The 16,498-nt window shown below is 61.0% G+C and carries 3 protein-coding genes; all 3 read right to left on the bottom strand.

Annotated elements, in window-relative coordinates; all coding sequences use genetic code 11:
- A partial coding sequence (locus FEM03_RS20690) for a beta strand repeat-containing protein (protein WP_138088211.1) occupies nucleotides 1-5,209 on the bottom strand: 5,209 nt, incomplete at its 3' end.
- Nucleotides 5,210-5,255: 46 nt separating this feature from the next.
- On the bottom strand, nucleotides 5,256-10,799 hold the full coding sequence (locus FEM03_RS20685; protein WP_166443035.1) for a beta strand repeat-containing protein: 5,544 nt from the start codon (nucleotides 10,797-10,799) through the stop codon (nucleotides 5,256-5,258).
- Nucleotides 10,800-10,881: 82 nt separating this feature from the next.
- Nucleotides 10,882-16,497 (bottom strand): beta strand repeat-containing protein, encoded by a 5,616-nt coding sequence (locus FEM03_RS20680; protein WP_138088209.1) that lies wholly within the window; start codon nucleotides 16,495-16,497, stop codon nucleotides 10,882-10,884.
- Nucleotide 16,498: the final 1 nt, after the last annotated feature.

The raw sequence follows: 16,498 nt of genomic DNA, 5'->3' as shown, positions 1-16,498 counted from the left end.
AGCCGCCGGTGAGGCCGAGGTTGCCGGTGATGTTGAGGGCACCGAGCTGGTCGCCGGTGGTGGCGGCAGCGGTGGGGTTGGTGCTGGCACCGGGGCGGAGGGAGCCGCCGCTGATGAGGTTGATATTGCCGGTGACGGTGCCGCCGCCGGTGAGGAGGTGGCCGTAGTCGTAGCCGGCTGCGCCTTTGGCGGAGACGTCGAGGGTGGCACCGTGTTTGATGTTGATGGCGCTGGAGTTGTTGATCGAGCCGGCGGCTGCGAGGGTGAGGGTGCCGGCGTCGATGTCGGTGACGCCGGAGTAGGTGCTGGCGGCGGCGAGGGTGGTGGTGCCGGTGCCGGTGCCGGTTTTGCGCAGGTTGCCGGTGCCTGAGATGATTTGGTTGTAGGTCCAGGCCGTGGCGTTGGTGCGTTCGATTTCGACGGTGGCGTTGTTGGTGATGGCGCTGTTGAAGGCGGTGGTGTCGCGCAGGCGGAGCAGGCCGGCGTCGACGATGGTGGTGCCGGTGTAGGTGATCAAGGCACCGGCGAGGGTTTGGGTTCCGGAGCCAATTTTGCTGATGCCTATGGAGCCCTGGCTGGCGGTGGTGCCGGATGCGAAATCGCGAATGCGACCGCCGTAGTAGTAGTAGTCGCTGCCGGCGAGGATGAGGCGACCGACGGCGCTGCCGGGGGTGTTGGAGGCATCTTGGGAATTTTGAATGGCAGCGCCGCCGGCGGTGGCGGAACTGGTGTCAGCAGCGACGATGCCGGCAATGGTTTCCGTGTGACCGAAAAGGGTGAGGTAACCGAAGAGGTTGCTGGTGGCGTTGAAGCTGACAACGGCGGTGTCGACGATTTGTTCGTTGGACTGGAGGTGGACGACGGCAGTGCCGTTGGTGCCGGTGTTGCTGAGGCCGCTGCCGATTTGGAGGTCAGCGTTGATGGCGTTTACGCCGTCGGCATTGTCCAGGACGAGTTGTGGATTGACGCCTGGGTTGGCGTTGGTTTCCTGATGGTGTTCGACGATGAATCGGTCGGCGTTGACGACGGCACCGCCGGTGAGGCGCAGGATGCCGGCACCGCCCTTGATGAAGGTGGCGTCGGTGGCGTTGATGGTGCCGGTCTGGATGTCCTTGCCGTTGGTGATGTAGAGCCGACCGTCGTTGCCGGCGATGACGTTGATGGTGCGGCTGGTGAGGTGGTCGGTGGCGGTGTAGTTGCTGCTGAGGTCGAGGGTGCCGCCGGCGAAGGTGATGGTGCCGGTGTCGCCGCCGATGTTGTCGAGGTCGTTGATGCGCAGGGTGCCTTCGTTGAGGGTGATGCTGGTGAGGGCGGTGTTGTTGCCGGTGAGGGTGAGGAGGCCGATGCCGGATTTGGTGAAGGCAGCGGCGGTGGTGAGGCTGGCGTTGATGGTAGTGCCTGCGGTGGAAATGTTGTTGGCGAACATGAGGTATTCGCTGCTGCTGGTGGTGATTTGTCCGGCATTGAGGATGATGCCACCCTGGCTGGCGGTAGCGATGGAAGTGGCTCCGCCCTCGGCATTGACGTCGCCGACGGCGGTGAAAAGGATGGCGCCGGTGGTCAGGTTGAGGGTGTTGTTGCCAGCGGCGGTGAGGGTGTAGCTGATGGCGGTGGCGTTGGTGTTGGCATTGTTGATGATGAGGGTGTTGATGGACTTACCGGCGAGAACGCTGGTGTCGGACGTGAGTGAACTGCGGACGTTTTGGGTGCCATCGCTGGCGGCGGTGCCGTAGTTGATGTATTCGTTGGTAAGGTGGAGGGGACGGAAGCCGAGGTTGCCGGCACTACCCCAACTGGCGTTGTAGGTGACGAAGCTGTTGCCGGGAGATTGCCGGTCGGTGGGTTGGGTGCTGCCGAAGACTTCTCCGATGACCCAGGGGACGATGGAGATGTTGGTGGCGGTGCCGGAGAGGGCCTGGGTGTTGGCGGCGGTGGCTCCATTGGCAAAGGTGCCGCCCACGCGGAACAGGTTGCCGAAGGTTTCGTCGGCGTTGCCGGTGGTGGTGATGGCGATGGCGGAGCGCTGGATGTTGGTGGCATTGGTGCCGAGTCGGGTGCCGCGCATGGACAGGGTGCTGTTGTTTTCACGGGTCAATCCGGCCATGGTGAGGGTGGTGGTGGTGCTGGTATTGCCGCCGGTGGCTTCGGCCAGCATGTAGTTGGATCCGGCCTGCAGGGTGACCTGGCCGACAATTTCATTGACTGCCGCGCTGCTGACGTTGTTGCGAATCCAGAGGCCGCGATTGAGGGTGGGTTGGGCGTTGGCGGCACCATTGGCGCTGTTGAGAAGGATGGCGGCGTTGTTGTTGATGCGGGTGCTGGTGGCGGAGGAGAAGCTGTCGAGGAGGAGGGATCCCCATTTGTTCAAGGTGATGGAACTGACGTTGTTGAAGGAGCCGCTGCCGGTGAGGTGGAAGAGGCCGCCGTCGACTTCGATGGCTCCGAAGAATGCATCATTGGAGGTGCTGATGTTGAGGTTGTTGGCGACGCCTGAGCTGGTGGCGACGACCATGTTGGATTTGATGAGGGTGCTTTCGGCGTCTCCGATGAAGGTGCCGCCGAAGGATTGGTTGGTGCTGAGCCGGACGGTGAGGTCGTTGGATTGGAGGTCGACAATACCGCCGGTGGCGAGGAGGTTGCCGATGGCTTCGTTGTCATCGATGCGGAAGGTGGAGTAGGGAGAGTTGAGGCTGACGGTGGTGTTGTCGGAGATGGCGTTGCCCCCGGCGACGGCGAGGGTGCCATCGAGGATGTTGATGAGGCCGCTGGCGACGTTGGGGTTGCCGCTGAAGCCGGTGATGTTGTGGCCGCTTAGGACGAGGGTGCCGTCGCCGGTAGTATTGATCGTGAGACCGCCACCGTGGCTGTCGTTGAAGCGCTGAAGGTCGGAGGAGATTTCGAATTCCTGGGTGCCATGGTGGGTGACGAGCAGGCTGTTGACGCTGGAGGTGATGGTGCCGCCATGGATTCCGGTGGCGGTGCTGTCGGAGGTGATGAGGAGTCCGCCGCTCTGGAGGTTGAGGTTTTCGATGACATTGAGGTTGTTGCCGGCGGAGATGCGCAGGGTGTTGACGTTCATGTAGTCCGAGGTGCCGGTGAACCCGGCGACATCGGTGATGTTTTGGTCGAGCAGCGTAGGTGCCCAAATTTGAGCGACGTTGTCGGCGGCGGTGGCCTGTGCGGCAATGATTTTTCCGGAGCCAACCGCAGCGTAGTAGTCGGTGGTGCCGTCGTTCATGGTGGCCCAGGCACCGAGGAAGTTGGTGGCGGCGGTGGAGGTGTTGACGGTGGTGTTCGTGGGGAGAACAAAGCGTAAGGAGTGGGTGTTGTTTCCGCCGGAAATGTCGCCGATGTTGAGCACGAGCGGCGCGGCACCTGGGGTGAGGACGATTTCGTTCGCACCGCTTCCGGTGAGGATCACGCTGCTTGTGGTCTGGCTGGTGGCGTCGGTGGCATGCCCGCGAAGTTCGAGGTCGCCATTGCCGAGGGTGAGGGTGCCGGTGGAGGAGATTTTTGAGTTGTTTTGGGTGGTGTAGTCGAGGAGCAGGCGTCCTGCGGAAATGGTGGTGTTGCCGGTGAAGGAGGTGGTGCCGGAGAGGGTGAGGGTGCCATTGCCAGCTTTGGTGATGCCGCTTGCGGCGCTTCCATTGGTGATGGTGGAGGTGATGATGAGGTCTTCATCGACAGCGGCATTGTCCTGGACGGTGATGGTGCGTGTGGCATTGAGGTTGAGCGTGCCGCCATCAATGAGCAGCGAGTTGGAGCCGCGTCGCGAGCTGATGTTGCCGCCGAGGTTGAGGATGGCGGCTGGGCTGAGGTTGATGGAGGCGAGGGTGTCTGAGGAGGTGCTGCCGAGGTTGATGGTGGCAGCGGCGGCGAAGTTGGCGGTTCCTGAGCCTGTCCAGTTGACGGAGCCTTGGTTGATGGTCCATGAGCCGGTGGTGAAGGTGGCGGCGTTGTTGATGTTGACGGCGGCGTTGGTGCCGGTGAGGGACCAGGTGCCGGTGGTGAGATTGTTGAGGGTGCCGTCAATTTCAACGGTGGAGTCGTTGACGGTCCATACGCCGGTGTTGCCGGTGAGTGTGGTAGCGGTGCTGATCTGGGTGAGGCTGCCAGCACGGAGGTCCCAGCCGCCCATGGTGACGTTGGTGGTGCCGTTGCGGAGGAAGTTCAGTTGAGTGGAGGTGCCGACAACCCAGGTGCCGGTGGAGGTGACGTTTTCTGAGGCGAGATTGAGAACGGTGCCTGCGCCCCCGGTGATGGTCCAAGTTTGGGCACCGTTGTTAATGTTGCCGTTGATATTGGTGGTGCTGGTTCCGCCACCGGTAATGACGGTGCCGCTGGAGGTGCCACCTGCGGTGCCGACCTGGGTGTAGTTGAGGTCGCCGTTGATGGTGAGGGTGCCGACACCAGTTTTTGTGAAGGAACTGGCGGCTGCTCCGACGCCTCCGTTGAGGATGTCGCCGTTGATGACGACGTGGGAACCGGCGGAGGTGTCGATGGTGAAGCGGCGGCCTGTGGTGGTGCTTTCGGTGAGGTGGATGTCGCTTTCAATGGTGGTTTCTACAAGCGCCCCGGTGTCCTGGACGGTGAGGGTGCGATCGCCGCCGCTGTTGGTGATGGTTTTGCCGGTGGAACCGAGGTTGAAGGTGCCGTTGGAGTTGTTGGAGCCGAGGGGGTCATCGGTCAGGGTCAGGTTGGCCCCAAGGGTGAGGTTGCCTGCGGCGGTGAAGGTGGTGGCGGACTGGTTGGCCCAGATTTGGGGAGCGGTAAGATCGAGGTTGGAATTGATGGTGGCGGCGGCGGTGGTGACGGGGGTGCTGCCAAAACCTGAGTCGCCGATAACGATGCCAGAGGTGCCAATGCTGAGGGTGAAGGATTCAGCAAGGTCGCCGATGGTGAAGGGGTCGGTGAGGTCTTCGAAGAAGAGACCGAGGACGCTTTGGTTGGCGCCGAGGGTGCCGATGGTGTCGCCGGGGCCGAAGTTGTCGAAGTAGGGAATGTCCTCGGGACCGGGAATGGTGCCGGGGGTGATGACGGAGCTGGAGAGGTTGAAGAATATCCAGTTGTTGGCGTCGTTCCAGGTTGCGCCAGTAGCTCCGTCCCAGTAGAGGCGTTCCTGTGCCAGTATACCGGTGTTGATGGACATTGCCATCAAACCCGTGGCGGCTAGTTTGAGGATACGGTTCAAGTATGGATGGGATGCCATGGCATTAGGTGGATTGAAATGGCGTGAGGCTATCGTTGTCTTTGAGTCAGCGTTGCCTTCTGCGGCGCAAGACAAGTGAGGAGAGTCCGAGGAGGAGAAGAACGGCGCGGGAGGGTTCGGGGATTATAACGACGACAGCGATGCCGTGGGATCGGAAGAGGCTGAGGTCGTAGAGGATGCCGTCGAAGTCGGGGAGCTCGAGGTCGCCAAGGAGGCCGCCTTCGCGTTGGAGGCTGGCGTCGGCTCCGAGGTTGAAGGTGCCGCCGAGGTTGGTCCAGTCCCAGAGGTTGAGGATGTCGCCGACGGTCGGGTTGTAGTTGATGCCGGTGTAAGTGATGGTGCTGCCGTTGTTCCAGGTAAAGTCGCCGCTGACGTCGACGTAGTCGTGTTTGGGGACGCCGTTGGCGTCGGTGTAGGTGGTGGCGTTCCAGTCGTCGGCGTTGGTATTGAGATAAGCGGTGAGGGCGGCGGCACCTGCGGTGTAGGCGGCGGCGACGCCTGCGTCGTTGAGGGTGGGGGAGGTGATTTGAAGGACGGCGTAGCCGCCGGTGAGGCCGAGGTTGCCGGTGATGTTGAGGGCACCGAGCTGGTCGCCGGTGGTGGCGGCAGCGGTGGGGTTGGTGCTGGCACCGGGGCGGAGGGAGCCGCCGCTGATGAGGTTGATATTGCCGGTGACGGTGCCGCCGCCGGTGAGGAGGTGGCCGTAGTCGTAGCCGGCTGGACCCTTGGCGGAGACGTCGAGGGTGGCACCGTGTTTGATGTTGATGGCGCTGGAGTTGTTGATTGAGCCGGCGGCTCCGAGGGTGAGGGTGCCGGCGTCGATGTCGGTGACGCCGGAGTAGGTGCTGGCGGCGGCGAGGGTGGTGGTGCCGGTGCCGGCTTTCCTGACGTTGCCGCTGCCATTGATGGCACGGGTGTAGTCCCAAGTGACCCCGGTGTTTTCAAGTTCGAGGCTGGCGTTGTTGGTGATGATGCTGTTGAAACCGATGGTGTCGCGTAGACGGAGCAGGCCGCCACTGAGAACGGTGTTTCCAGTGTATACGATCCGATCGCCGGAGAGCGTTTGGGTGCCGGTTCCCTCTTTGTTGAAGCTGAGGACGCCGTTTCCACCGGCGCTGTTGCGGAGATATCCATCAAAATAATAGTCGCCACTTCCGGCGACGGTGAGAGTGCTGGTCGGATCGGCAAGTGTGAGACTCTGCGCAACCTGGATGACGCCTTCGCGGTTGGTGTTGACGATGCCTGCGACGGTTTCGTCGAAGCCGTTGAGGGCAAAGAAGCCGTTGACTCCTGAGGCACTGCTGATGGTGATGACGGAGGTGTCGGCGATTTGATCGCTGCGGCCGAGTTTGAGGATTGAGCGACCAGCGGGGGCGCTGTTGAGTTTGCCGATGATGATGTCGCCTGCGATGGCGTTGCCGCCGGTGTTGTTGAGAAGGACGGTGGTGTCGTCTTGCAGGAATCCGCTGGCACCTTCGACGACGAAGAGTCCGGTGAAGGTGGAGGCGGTGCTGCCGCCAAGGGTGAGGGTGCCGAGGCCCTGTTTGATGAAGGTGCCGGTGCCTGTCATGGCACCGATGGTGAGGTTGTTGGTGAGGTCGGTGCGCAGGGCGGCGTTGGTGTCGAGGGAACTGGTGATGCCATCAAGAACGTTGATGGTGCGATTTTCGAGGGAGCCGGAGGTGGCGGTGTTCCAGTCGGTTCCAAGTTGCAGGATACCGCCGGCGAGATTGATGGCACCGTCGTTGCCGCCGAGGTTGGAGGCGGTGTCGATGCGCAGGGTGCCTTCGTTGATGGTGACATCGGTGAGGGCATCGTTGGTCCCTTTGAGATGGAGGAGGCCCTGGCCGGATTTGGTGAAGGTGGCGGCGGTGATGAGGGCGGATTCAATTGTGGTGCCGGCGGTGGACATGTTGTTGGCGAACATGATGTATTCCTTGTTGGTGCCGCTGATTTCGATGCCATCGAAGCCGCGGATGACGATGCCACCCTGGGTGGCGTTCTGGGTGGCGAGGCCGCTGGCGTTGGGGGCTCCAACGCCGGTGAAGAGGAAGGCTCCGCTGGTGACGCTTAGGTTGGTGCCGGCATCGCCCGTGAGGTTGATGAGGGTGGCGGTGTTGTTTTGGTTGTTGATGAGGAGGCTGTTGATGTTTTTGCCTGCGCCCATGGCGAGATCGGCGGTAAGGGATTCGCGCACGTTGTGGGTGGTGGCAGCGGCGGTGTAGGTGCTGTATTGGTTGACCAGGTGGAGGGGCGTGAAACCGAGGTCGTCAGAATTGTAGGCGACAAAAGAGTTGCCGTCGTTGGTGGCTCCCGGGGTGTTGCCGCTGAAGGTTTCGCCGACGGCCCAGGAGACGATGGAGATGTCTTTAGCGGTGGCGGCGCCGTTGTTGGCGGCGCCGGTGGTGGCGAGGCTGCTGGCTCCGTTGGCATAGATGCCGCCGGTGCGGAATTGGTTGGCAAAGGCAACGGCGGCGGTGCTGTTGGGGGCGAGGCGCAGTCGGGTGCGTCCGACGCTGCCGGGTCCGGCGAGGTTGGTGCCGCGGACGCTGAGGGTGGCACCGTTGTTGCGGATGATGGAACTGGCTTGAATAACCATGGCGCTGCCGCTGGTGGTAGAGAGGGCTTCGAGGGTGGCGTAGCTGGCACCGCTGTTGATGACGAGATTGTTGATGGTTTCGATCTGCACGTTGCCCTGGTTGCTGCGCATGTTGAGGCCACGGATGGCGGTGGTGGTGGATGCCCTGCCGTTCGCACCATTGAGGACGACATCCGCAGAGTTGTTGAGCCGGTTGAGGACGAGGGTGGCGTTGGTGTGGTCGATGATCAATCCACCGCCCTGGTTGATGCGGATTTCATTGACGTTGCTAAGGTTTTGGACGCCGTTGCCGGAAAGGAGGACGATGCCGCGGTTGATTTGCAGGTCGCCGGTGAAGCTGGAATGGGAGGTGGTGTTGAGGGTGAGGGTGGCTATGGAGTTGGCGGTGCGGTCAAGGTTGTCTTTGATGATGGTGCCCGACCCCTCGAAGGCTCCGGAATAGGTTTGGGTTCCGGATTGTTTGATGGTGAGATTGTGGGTGCCGATGTCGACGGTGCTTTCGCCATCAAGGGCGAGGTTGGCGGTGGTGAGGGAGCCGATGGTTTCGCTGTCGGCGAGTTCCAGGGTGGCGTTGGCGCGGGGGTCGAAGAGCACATCGGTATTGTCGCTGAGAGCGTTTCCGCCTTTGAGGACGACGGTGCCCTCGTTAAGAAAGAGGGTGCCGCTGGCGGTGGTGGCGTTGGTGCGACCAGAGGTCTGGTTTTGGCCGCTGAGGATGAGAGTTCCGGTTCCTGCTTTGGTGATGTTGACGGCTCCTCCAGCGGTGTTGTCGGCACGGCGGATGGAGGATTGGATTTCGAAGTCGGTGCTGCTGTGTTGGGTGATGATGAGTTCGGCACCGAAGGTGGGCTGGATGAGGCCGCTGGTCAGGGTTCCGCCGAATATACCGGTGGAGGTGCTGTCTTGGGCGTTGAGGATGCCTCCGCTGGCGACGTGGAGATTTTCAATGACATTGAGCGGGTTGGAGGCAGCGATGCGGAGGCTGTTGACGGCCATGTAATCGGTGGTGCCGGTGAATCCAGTGTCGTCGGTGACGTTTTGATTGACGAGAGTGGGAGCCCACTGGCTGGCGAGGAGGTCGTTGGGGCTGGTGGAGGTGGCTTTGATGAGTTTGCCATCGGAGATGGCGGCGAAATAGGAGCTGGTGTCGTCCTGGATGGTGGCCCAAGAGCCGACGAACGGGTTGTCGGCGCTGGCGATTTCGACTTGGGAACTGGTGGTGGGAAGGATGAAATTGATGGTGCCGCCGATGCCGCTGTCGGTCGGACCTCGATTGAGGCTGGTGGCTTTCAGGGTGAGGGTTTGGCCGGTTCCTGGAGCGAGATTGATGTTGTTGGAGCCGCGGGCAAAGACGTTGAGGGATCCGACTTGTTGTTCGGTGGCAGTGGAGTTGTTGCCGATGAAGTCGACGTCGACGCCGCCGAGGTTTTGATTGCCGGAACCGAGTTTGCTGGTGTTGTTGGTGGTGTAGTCGAGGACGACCCTGCCATGACCGAAGAAGTTTTCGCCGGTGGTGCTGTTGGTTCCGCGGATGACGAGGGTGCCTGCGCGAGTTTTGGTGAAGCCGGCTGCGGCGGATTGGGAAATGTCGCCCTCAATGACAAGGTCTTGGTCGGCTGCGTTGTCCCAGACTTCGATGATGTGATTGCTGTTGAAGTTGAGGTTGTTGTTGAGAGTGATGGGGGCAGTGACGCGTCGGGTGACGATGCTGCCGGTGAGGTTGAGGGAGTAGCCGGTGGCGTTTAAGGTGGCGGTGGAGGGGGTGAATTCCTGGCCGAAGAGGAGGGTGTTGACGTTGAGGTTGGTGTTTACAGTGGTGACGTTGAACTGGCCGTTGATAATGTTCCAGGTGTTGGTGCCGGTGTGGTTGGCGGCGTTGAGGTTGAAGGTGCCACCGCTGCCTACGGCGAAGGTGCCGGTGCCTGCGTAGGTGGCTGCGTCGAGATTGAGGGTTCCGCCGCTGGCGGTGAAGCTGGAACTGCCGCTATAACCGGAGGTGTTGAAGTTGATGGCGCTTGTGCCGTTCGCGGTGAAGCCTCCGGTTCCGGTGAAAGTGGTGGCATTGAAGTTGATGATGCTGTTGTTGTTGGCAACAAAGGCTCCTCCTGCAGTGCTGACAGCTCCATTGATGTTGATGGTGCCGCCGTCGACGACGGTTCCGTTGCCTGAGGTGTAGAGGAGGTCGCCGGCGATGGTGAGGGTGCCGTTGCCTTGTTTGGTGAGTCCGCTGGCTCCGCCTGCGCCGTTGGTGATGTTGCCGTTGATGAGAACGGCGGCGTCGGTGGCGGTGTTGATGAAGAGGCGACGTCCTGTGGTGGCGCTTTCGGTGAGGGCCAGTTCACCGTTGATGGTGAGTTCGGTGGCTGCACCGGTGTCCTGGACGGTGATGGTGCGATTGGCGAGGGATTGGGTGATGATTTTGCCGGCTGAACCGAGGACGAAGGTGCCGTTGGAGTTATTGGTGCCGAGGGGGTCATCGGTCAGGGTCAGGTTGGCTCCAAGAGTGAGGTTGCCTGCGGCGGTGAAGGTGGTGGCGGACTGGTTGGCCCAGATTTGGGTGACGGTGATGGCGAGATTGGAATTGATGGTGGCGGCGGCGGTGGTGACGGGGGTGGAGCCAAAGCCTGCGTCGCCGATGACGATGCCTGAGGTGCCGATGGTGAGGGTGAAGGATTCAGCAAGGTCGCCGATGGTGAAGGGGTCGGCGAGGTTTTCGAAGAAGAGTCCGAGGACGCTTTGGTTGGCCCCGAGGGTGCCGATGCTGTCGCCGGGTCCGGCGTTGTCGAAATAGGGAATGTCCTCGGGACCGGGAATGGTGCCGGGGGTAATGACGGAGCTGGAGAGGTTGAAGAATATCCAGTTGCTGGCGTCGTTCCAAGTGGCACCTGCGGTTCCATCCCAGTAGAGGCGTTCCTGGGCTGGGGCGGATGGAAGCAGCCATTGCTGGAGCAGGATGATGGCGACGATGAGGTTAAGATATGACTTCTTCACAGGAGACAGGCGTGGTTGGTCGAAAATAAAATCGGAAAGATGATGGCAAGACCAGGGTTCGACGAGGTGGGGAGTGATGATGTTATCGACGTTTGCGATGGAGAAGGAAGGTTGAGAGACCGAGGAAAATGAGGATGGCGCGTGCTGGTTCCGGGATAACAGCGGTAACCACGATGATGCCATGCTGCTGGAAGAGGCTGGTGTCCCACTGAAGACCAGAAAGGGAAATGTCCGGCAGGATGAGGTCGAGTCCGGTTTCTGCTCCGGTGCGATAGCGTTCCCCGATGGTGAAGCTGTTGTCCAGGGAGGCGCCGACCCAGTCGAGGAGATTGAATACGTCTCCGGCGACGGCAATGTAGGAGTCGCCGATGATCGTGATGCCACTGTTGTTGGACACGTTGAGCTGGCCGGAGATGTCGATGTGATCGTAATTGGCACCGGCGTTGCCATCAAGAAATGCGGCGTGATCAGTGGGGATGTTGTCGGCCCACAATTCGAGGTCACCACCGTAGGTCATCAGACTTGAAGAGGCGTTGTAGGTGGTGCTGAAAATTTGAAGAACGGCCCGGTCAATGCGTTCGGTGGAGGCGGCGAGGGTGAGGTTGCCCTGGACACTGAGGGTTCCTGTCAGGTTGCCAACGGTGGGGGCGTTCGAGGCGCTGTTGTTGTTGCTGGATGAGCCTGGACGGATGACGCCGTTGGTATTGCCGGTTCCGGTGTTGCTGCCGACGGTGAAGGTGGTAGCCTTGATGGTGCCAGTTCCAGAGATGACGGCGTCGCTGGTGTAAGTGCCGCCGGTGCGTTGGGTGACGTCGAGGCTGCCGGAGGGGCCGATGTTGATCCAGGCGGCGTCGTCCATGCTGCCGGTGCCGCTGAGGGTGATGGAACCTTCGTTGATGAGGACATTGCCGGTGTTGGTGTTGGTGCCTTCGAGGAGGAGGTCGCCTTCGCCGGATTTGGTGAAGGATCCGGTGCCGGTGAAGGAGGCGTCTTCTTCGAAGGTGGAGGTTTGGTTTTCGTCGACGATGTAATTGCGCAGGGTGGGATCGGTGGCGGTTCCGCTGCCGTTGAGGGAAATGACGACGTTTTCGTTGGTCTGGTTGGCATTTTCGAGGTTTTGGATGGTGCCGCTGTTCCAGTTCCAGGTGGCGACGCCAGTGCCTTTGCTGAGATTCATGAAGCGGAAGGTGGCGTCACCGGATTGATTGATGGTGCCCCGCGTTAAGCTTGGGACCCCGCTGCCGGCGGAACCGTCACCATGATAGTTGTAGTCCGCCAGGAGAATGGTGGTGGCGCGGATCAGCCCGGTATCGAAGGTCAGCGTGCCATCGCCTCTTGCGATAATGTTGTTGGGCTGGCCCATGCGTCCGACGATCAGCAGGTTGATGTTCATGTCGACGTCACTGGCACCGGTCAGGTCGAACAGTGAGGTGTTGGCGACGTTGGTATTGGTTTCATCGTTGTCGCCGATGTAGAGGTTGGCCCCGGTATCGCCGCCTTGCCATCCACGCAGGGTGAAGTCGCCTCCGCTGCTGATGGTGACCTTGCCATTGGATTTGGCTCCGCCGACAATGAAGGTGTCGGTGTGGACGGTGTTGCTGCCTGCGCCCAGAACGATTTCAGAGTTAATGACGTTGCTGTTCTGGCTGTTGATGACGCCGATGGGGGAATGACCGAGAATGATGCTGCCGGCTTTCACGAGGTTGGGACCACTCTGGGAGAGGAACATGATACCGCTGGTGGTGGTGTTGTTGGGACTTGGGGTGGCTCCATTCAGGTAGCCAATGTGAAGGCTCTGGACGTCGATGTTGACCTCGCTGGCATTTCTGAAATCAGCGGTGCCACGGGTGGCGCTGGTGGCGACGCCAGCGCTTGCATCGCGGTAGCCAACGAGTATGAAATCGTCGCCTTGTCCGTTGCCGATGTTCACGGCACCGCCATTGACGGTGAGGGTTCCGGTGACGCCGGTGGTGTTGCTTCCGGGATTGGTATAGGCTCCTCCGACGATGATGGACTGGGTGTTCAGGCCGTTGGTGATGGTGGAGCTTACGGTGCCGCCGGTGGTGCGCACGAGGTAGAGGGCTTCGGTGGTATCCGGGGCGATGGTGGCAAAGTTCATGGTGCCGTCGGCGACCCAGGTGGCACCTGTGTAGGTGGGGGCAGCGCTGAGGGTGAGGGTGCCGCTGCCGAGTTTGGTGAGGCCACCGTAACCGTTGTTGCCGATGGCGTTGGCGAGAGTCACGTTGTTGGCGCCGATGTCGAAGCTGCTGCCGGCATTGAGGATGTTGCCACCGACGTTTGGGGTGAGGTAGACGCTTGAGCCGAGGAGTTCAACGGGGCGTGAGCCTGCGGTGATGTCGGTGGTGTTGCCAGCATCCCAGCGGAGGGTGCCTCCGGAGAGACGAATGAGTCCTGCGCCCAGATTGCCGGCATTGCTGAATTGGAGGACGCCCTGGTTGATGGTGGTGGTGCCGGTGTAGGAGTTGGTGCCATTGAGGACGAGGGTTCCGGCACCTGATTTGGTGAGGGAGACGGCCTCGCCATTGTCGGTGACGCTGGAGCTGATGGTGAGGATGGCGTTGGCAGCATTGGCGTTGGCGGAGGTGACGAACGCGATGATTTCATCGACATCGGGGCCGCTGGTGATGTTGGTGAAGCCGCTGATGGTGGAGTCGTTGTCAGTGGTTCCGGCAGTCATGAGAAGGGCACCGCTGGTGAGGACGAGGTTGCCGGTGCCGCTGATGTTGGTGTTGCCTGCGGTGTTGACGAGGCGGAGGGAGTTGATGGTGGTGCCGACCAGGCCAGCGCTGGCGGTGTTGAGGCTGACGTTGTTGTCGGCGGTGAAGGTGCTGGTGTATTCGGCATCCGTGAGGGCGCGGAGCCCGGTGCCGCCTGCGCCGTAGGTGAGGAAGGAGTTGCCGACGGCGGCAAGGGTGAGGGCGCTGGTGGTGTTGTTTTCGCCGATGGCGTAGGGCAGGATTCTGAGGTTGGTGTCTCCAGCGGTGGTGCCGGTGCCAATCATGGCGGCGTCGAGTGCGGTGGTGTTGGTGAAGGTGATGCGGGTGGCTGGGATGCCTGTGGCGCTTGCGGTGAGGCCGAGGTTGCGGCCGCGCACCAGTAAGGTGGCTCCATTGCTGCGAGCGAGGGAGTTGCTGGAGGCGGCAAAGGCCATCGCGTTGCTAACCGAGCCTGTGGGGGTGGCAGCCGTGTTGTTGACGGTGAGGGTGTTCGCGCCGCCTTCAAGATGAAGCGCACCCATGGTTTCGGTCTGGGTGTTGGTGTTTCTGGAGCTGCTTACCAACAAACCATTGCCTGTGGTTCCCTGTAGTCGGACGATGGCGCTGTTGCCGATATGGTCAATGCTACTGTCTGAACTGGTTTGGTTGGAGGTGACGGCACCCCCCCGGACGAGAAGCGATTGGAGGGAGTTCAGGGTGCTGCTGCCGCTTTGGAGCGTGACCCCTCCACCCAGCACTTCCAGTCGACCGCTGAAGGTTGAGGTATTGGTTTGCAGGGTGAGGATGCCGTTTCCTTTTTTAGTGATGGTGCTGCCGCCCAATCCGGTGAGGGTGCCGTTGTAGGTGGAGTTGATGGTTTGATGGACGGTGAGGTTGCCGGTGCTGCCAAGAGCGATCTCGCCGGGGCCGCGGTCAAAGAAACCATCTCCGGTGTCAGCTCCTCCGCTGAGGCGTCCGACGGCGGTGGTGAGGTTGCTGAGATCGAGACGGGCGCCGACGTTGGTCATGTCGCCGCCGGTGGACATGACGATGGCTCCGTAGGCGTTGAGGGCGTTGCTGGAGGTGACGAGGACGTTGCCGTTGATGTAGGTGTTGCCGTTGGCTGAGGAGTTGCCGGAGAGTTCGATGAGGCCGGGGCCGGCGAGGTTGAGGTGTTGAGTGGAGGTGAGGTAGGTGGTGTTGCTGCCGATGTTGGAGGAGATGGTGAGTCTGGACTCGGAGAGGTTGGTGATGATGAGTTCGTTGATGGCGTCGTTGGTGATGTTGCTGGTCATCAACTGGCCACCACTGATGGTGGCGTCTGCGGCGGCGTCGCTACCGAGAAGGATGGCCTCGTTGTCGATGATGAGGGCCGCGGCGTGGTTGTTGATAACGAGGTCACTGCCGCTGGCGGCGTTGAGGATGAGCGAGCTGATGACGGGGGTGACAAGCGGGCCGGTGATGGCCCCATCGACAATGATGTTGTCGTTGGAGGTCCAGAGGCTGCTGTTGTTCTGGAGGGTGCCGTCGAGGGCGACGATTTGGTTGGAGGCGTTTTTGGTGGCCCAGCGGTTGCTGTTGTAGGTGGCCCAGCCGCCGAGGAAGCCTCCCGGGTTGTTGGTGGTAGTTCCGCCGACAATGATCTGGGTGTTGGCCTGATCGTTGGTGGTGAAGTTGATGACGCCGGTGAGTGCGGAACGGTTGAGATTTCCGTCGATGTTGAGGGTGGTGGTCTGGCCGGTGCTAACCATGGCAAGGGTGCTGCTGCCGCTGCCGATGGTGAGGGCGGAGATGGTTTCGGAGGTGGCAGCGGAGTCGTTGCCGCGCAGTTCGAGCCAGCCGCCGCGAAGATTCGTGGCGGCAGTGTCGCTGAGTTTGTTGTTGCCGTTGTTGGCTTGGTAATCGAGGATGAGTTTGCCGCGGTCGACGAAGGTGGCGCCGGTATAGGTGTTGATGCCTTCCATTACCATGGTGCCGATGGAGCGTTTGACTAGGCCGGAGGCAGCGGTGGTGCCGTCGGCGATGCCGACTTGGACGAGGAGGTCGACGGCGGATGAGGAGTCGCCGACCATGAAAGTTTTGGTGCCGTTTAGAGAAATGAACGGGGAGGATGAGCCGCCGCCGTCGCTGTTGATGATGCCGCCCTGGCTGGTGCGGTGGACGTAGAGGGTGCCGCCGAGGCGGAAGTCCACGGCTGAGTTGTTGTCGAGGGTGAGGGTGCCGATGTTGTCGGAGCCCTGGACGCCTGCGGCGGCGGTGCCGAAGATGAGCTGGAGCTGGGAGGTGGTGGAGGTGTTGACCTTGACGATGCCGTCCATGATACGAAGGTTGCCGACGGAGCTGCCAGTGCTGGTATCGGTGTCGATGTTGCCGTTGATGATCAAGGTTCCGGAGCCGTTTTTCTCAATGCTACGGGCTGAAGTGCCAATGTTGGACAGGATGTCGCCATTGACGATGTGATTGCCGTTGCCGTTGAACGTGAGAGTGTTGCCAAGCGTGATGGTTCCGTTGTAGGTGATGGTGTGATCGTCAGACAGGTTGGTCCAGCTTTGAACCCGGGTGGTTGCGGCGAAGAGGTTGAAGTTGAGGACGACATCGCGACTGTTGTTGTTTCCTGTGGGATCGAGTAGGATGCCTTGGTTGTTGATGCCGGTGATGGTGAGGACGTCGGCGGAGACTGGTGAGATGCCCAAGGTGAAGGGGCTTTCGAAGTCTTCAAAGACAAGGCCACCTACAGTTTGCGGTCCTCCCAAGGTGGTGAGGATGGATGCGGATGTGGAGAATGAGTCGAAAATTGCGTAGTCATTGGAACCCGGCAGACCGTAGGGGTCGCCATCAAAATTGACCCAGTTGCCAGAATCTGCCCATGAGCCCGTGACTCCATCCCAGTAAACGTCTTCAGCTTGGACCGACCTTAGTTGGGTAAATGTGATCGAAGCCAAGGCGAGGGCCAGAAGCGTGCCGATTTTGGGAGCTGTCATG

This window comes from Phragmitibacter flavus (assembly GCF_005780165.1).
Taxonomy (GTDB): domain Bacteria; phylum Verrucomicrobiota; class Verrucomicrobiia; order Verrucomicrobiales; family Verrucomicrobiaceae; genus Phragmitibacter; species Phragmitibacter flavus.
Note: the sequence above shows the minus strand (reverse complement) of the source record. Positions and strands in the feature narration are given on the sequence as shown.

Coding starts and splice junctions, on each gene's coding strand:
- FEM03_RS20680 (WP_138088209.1), bottom strand. CDS start 16,497: ATGACAGCTCCCAAAATCGGCACGCTTCTGGCCCTCGCCTTGGCTTCG.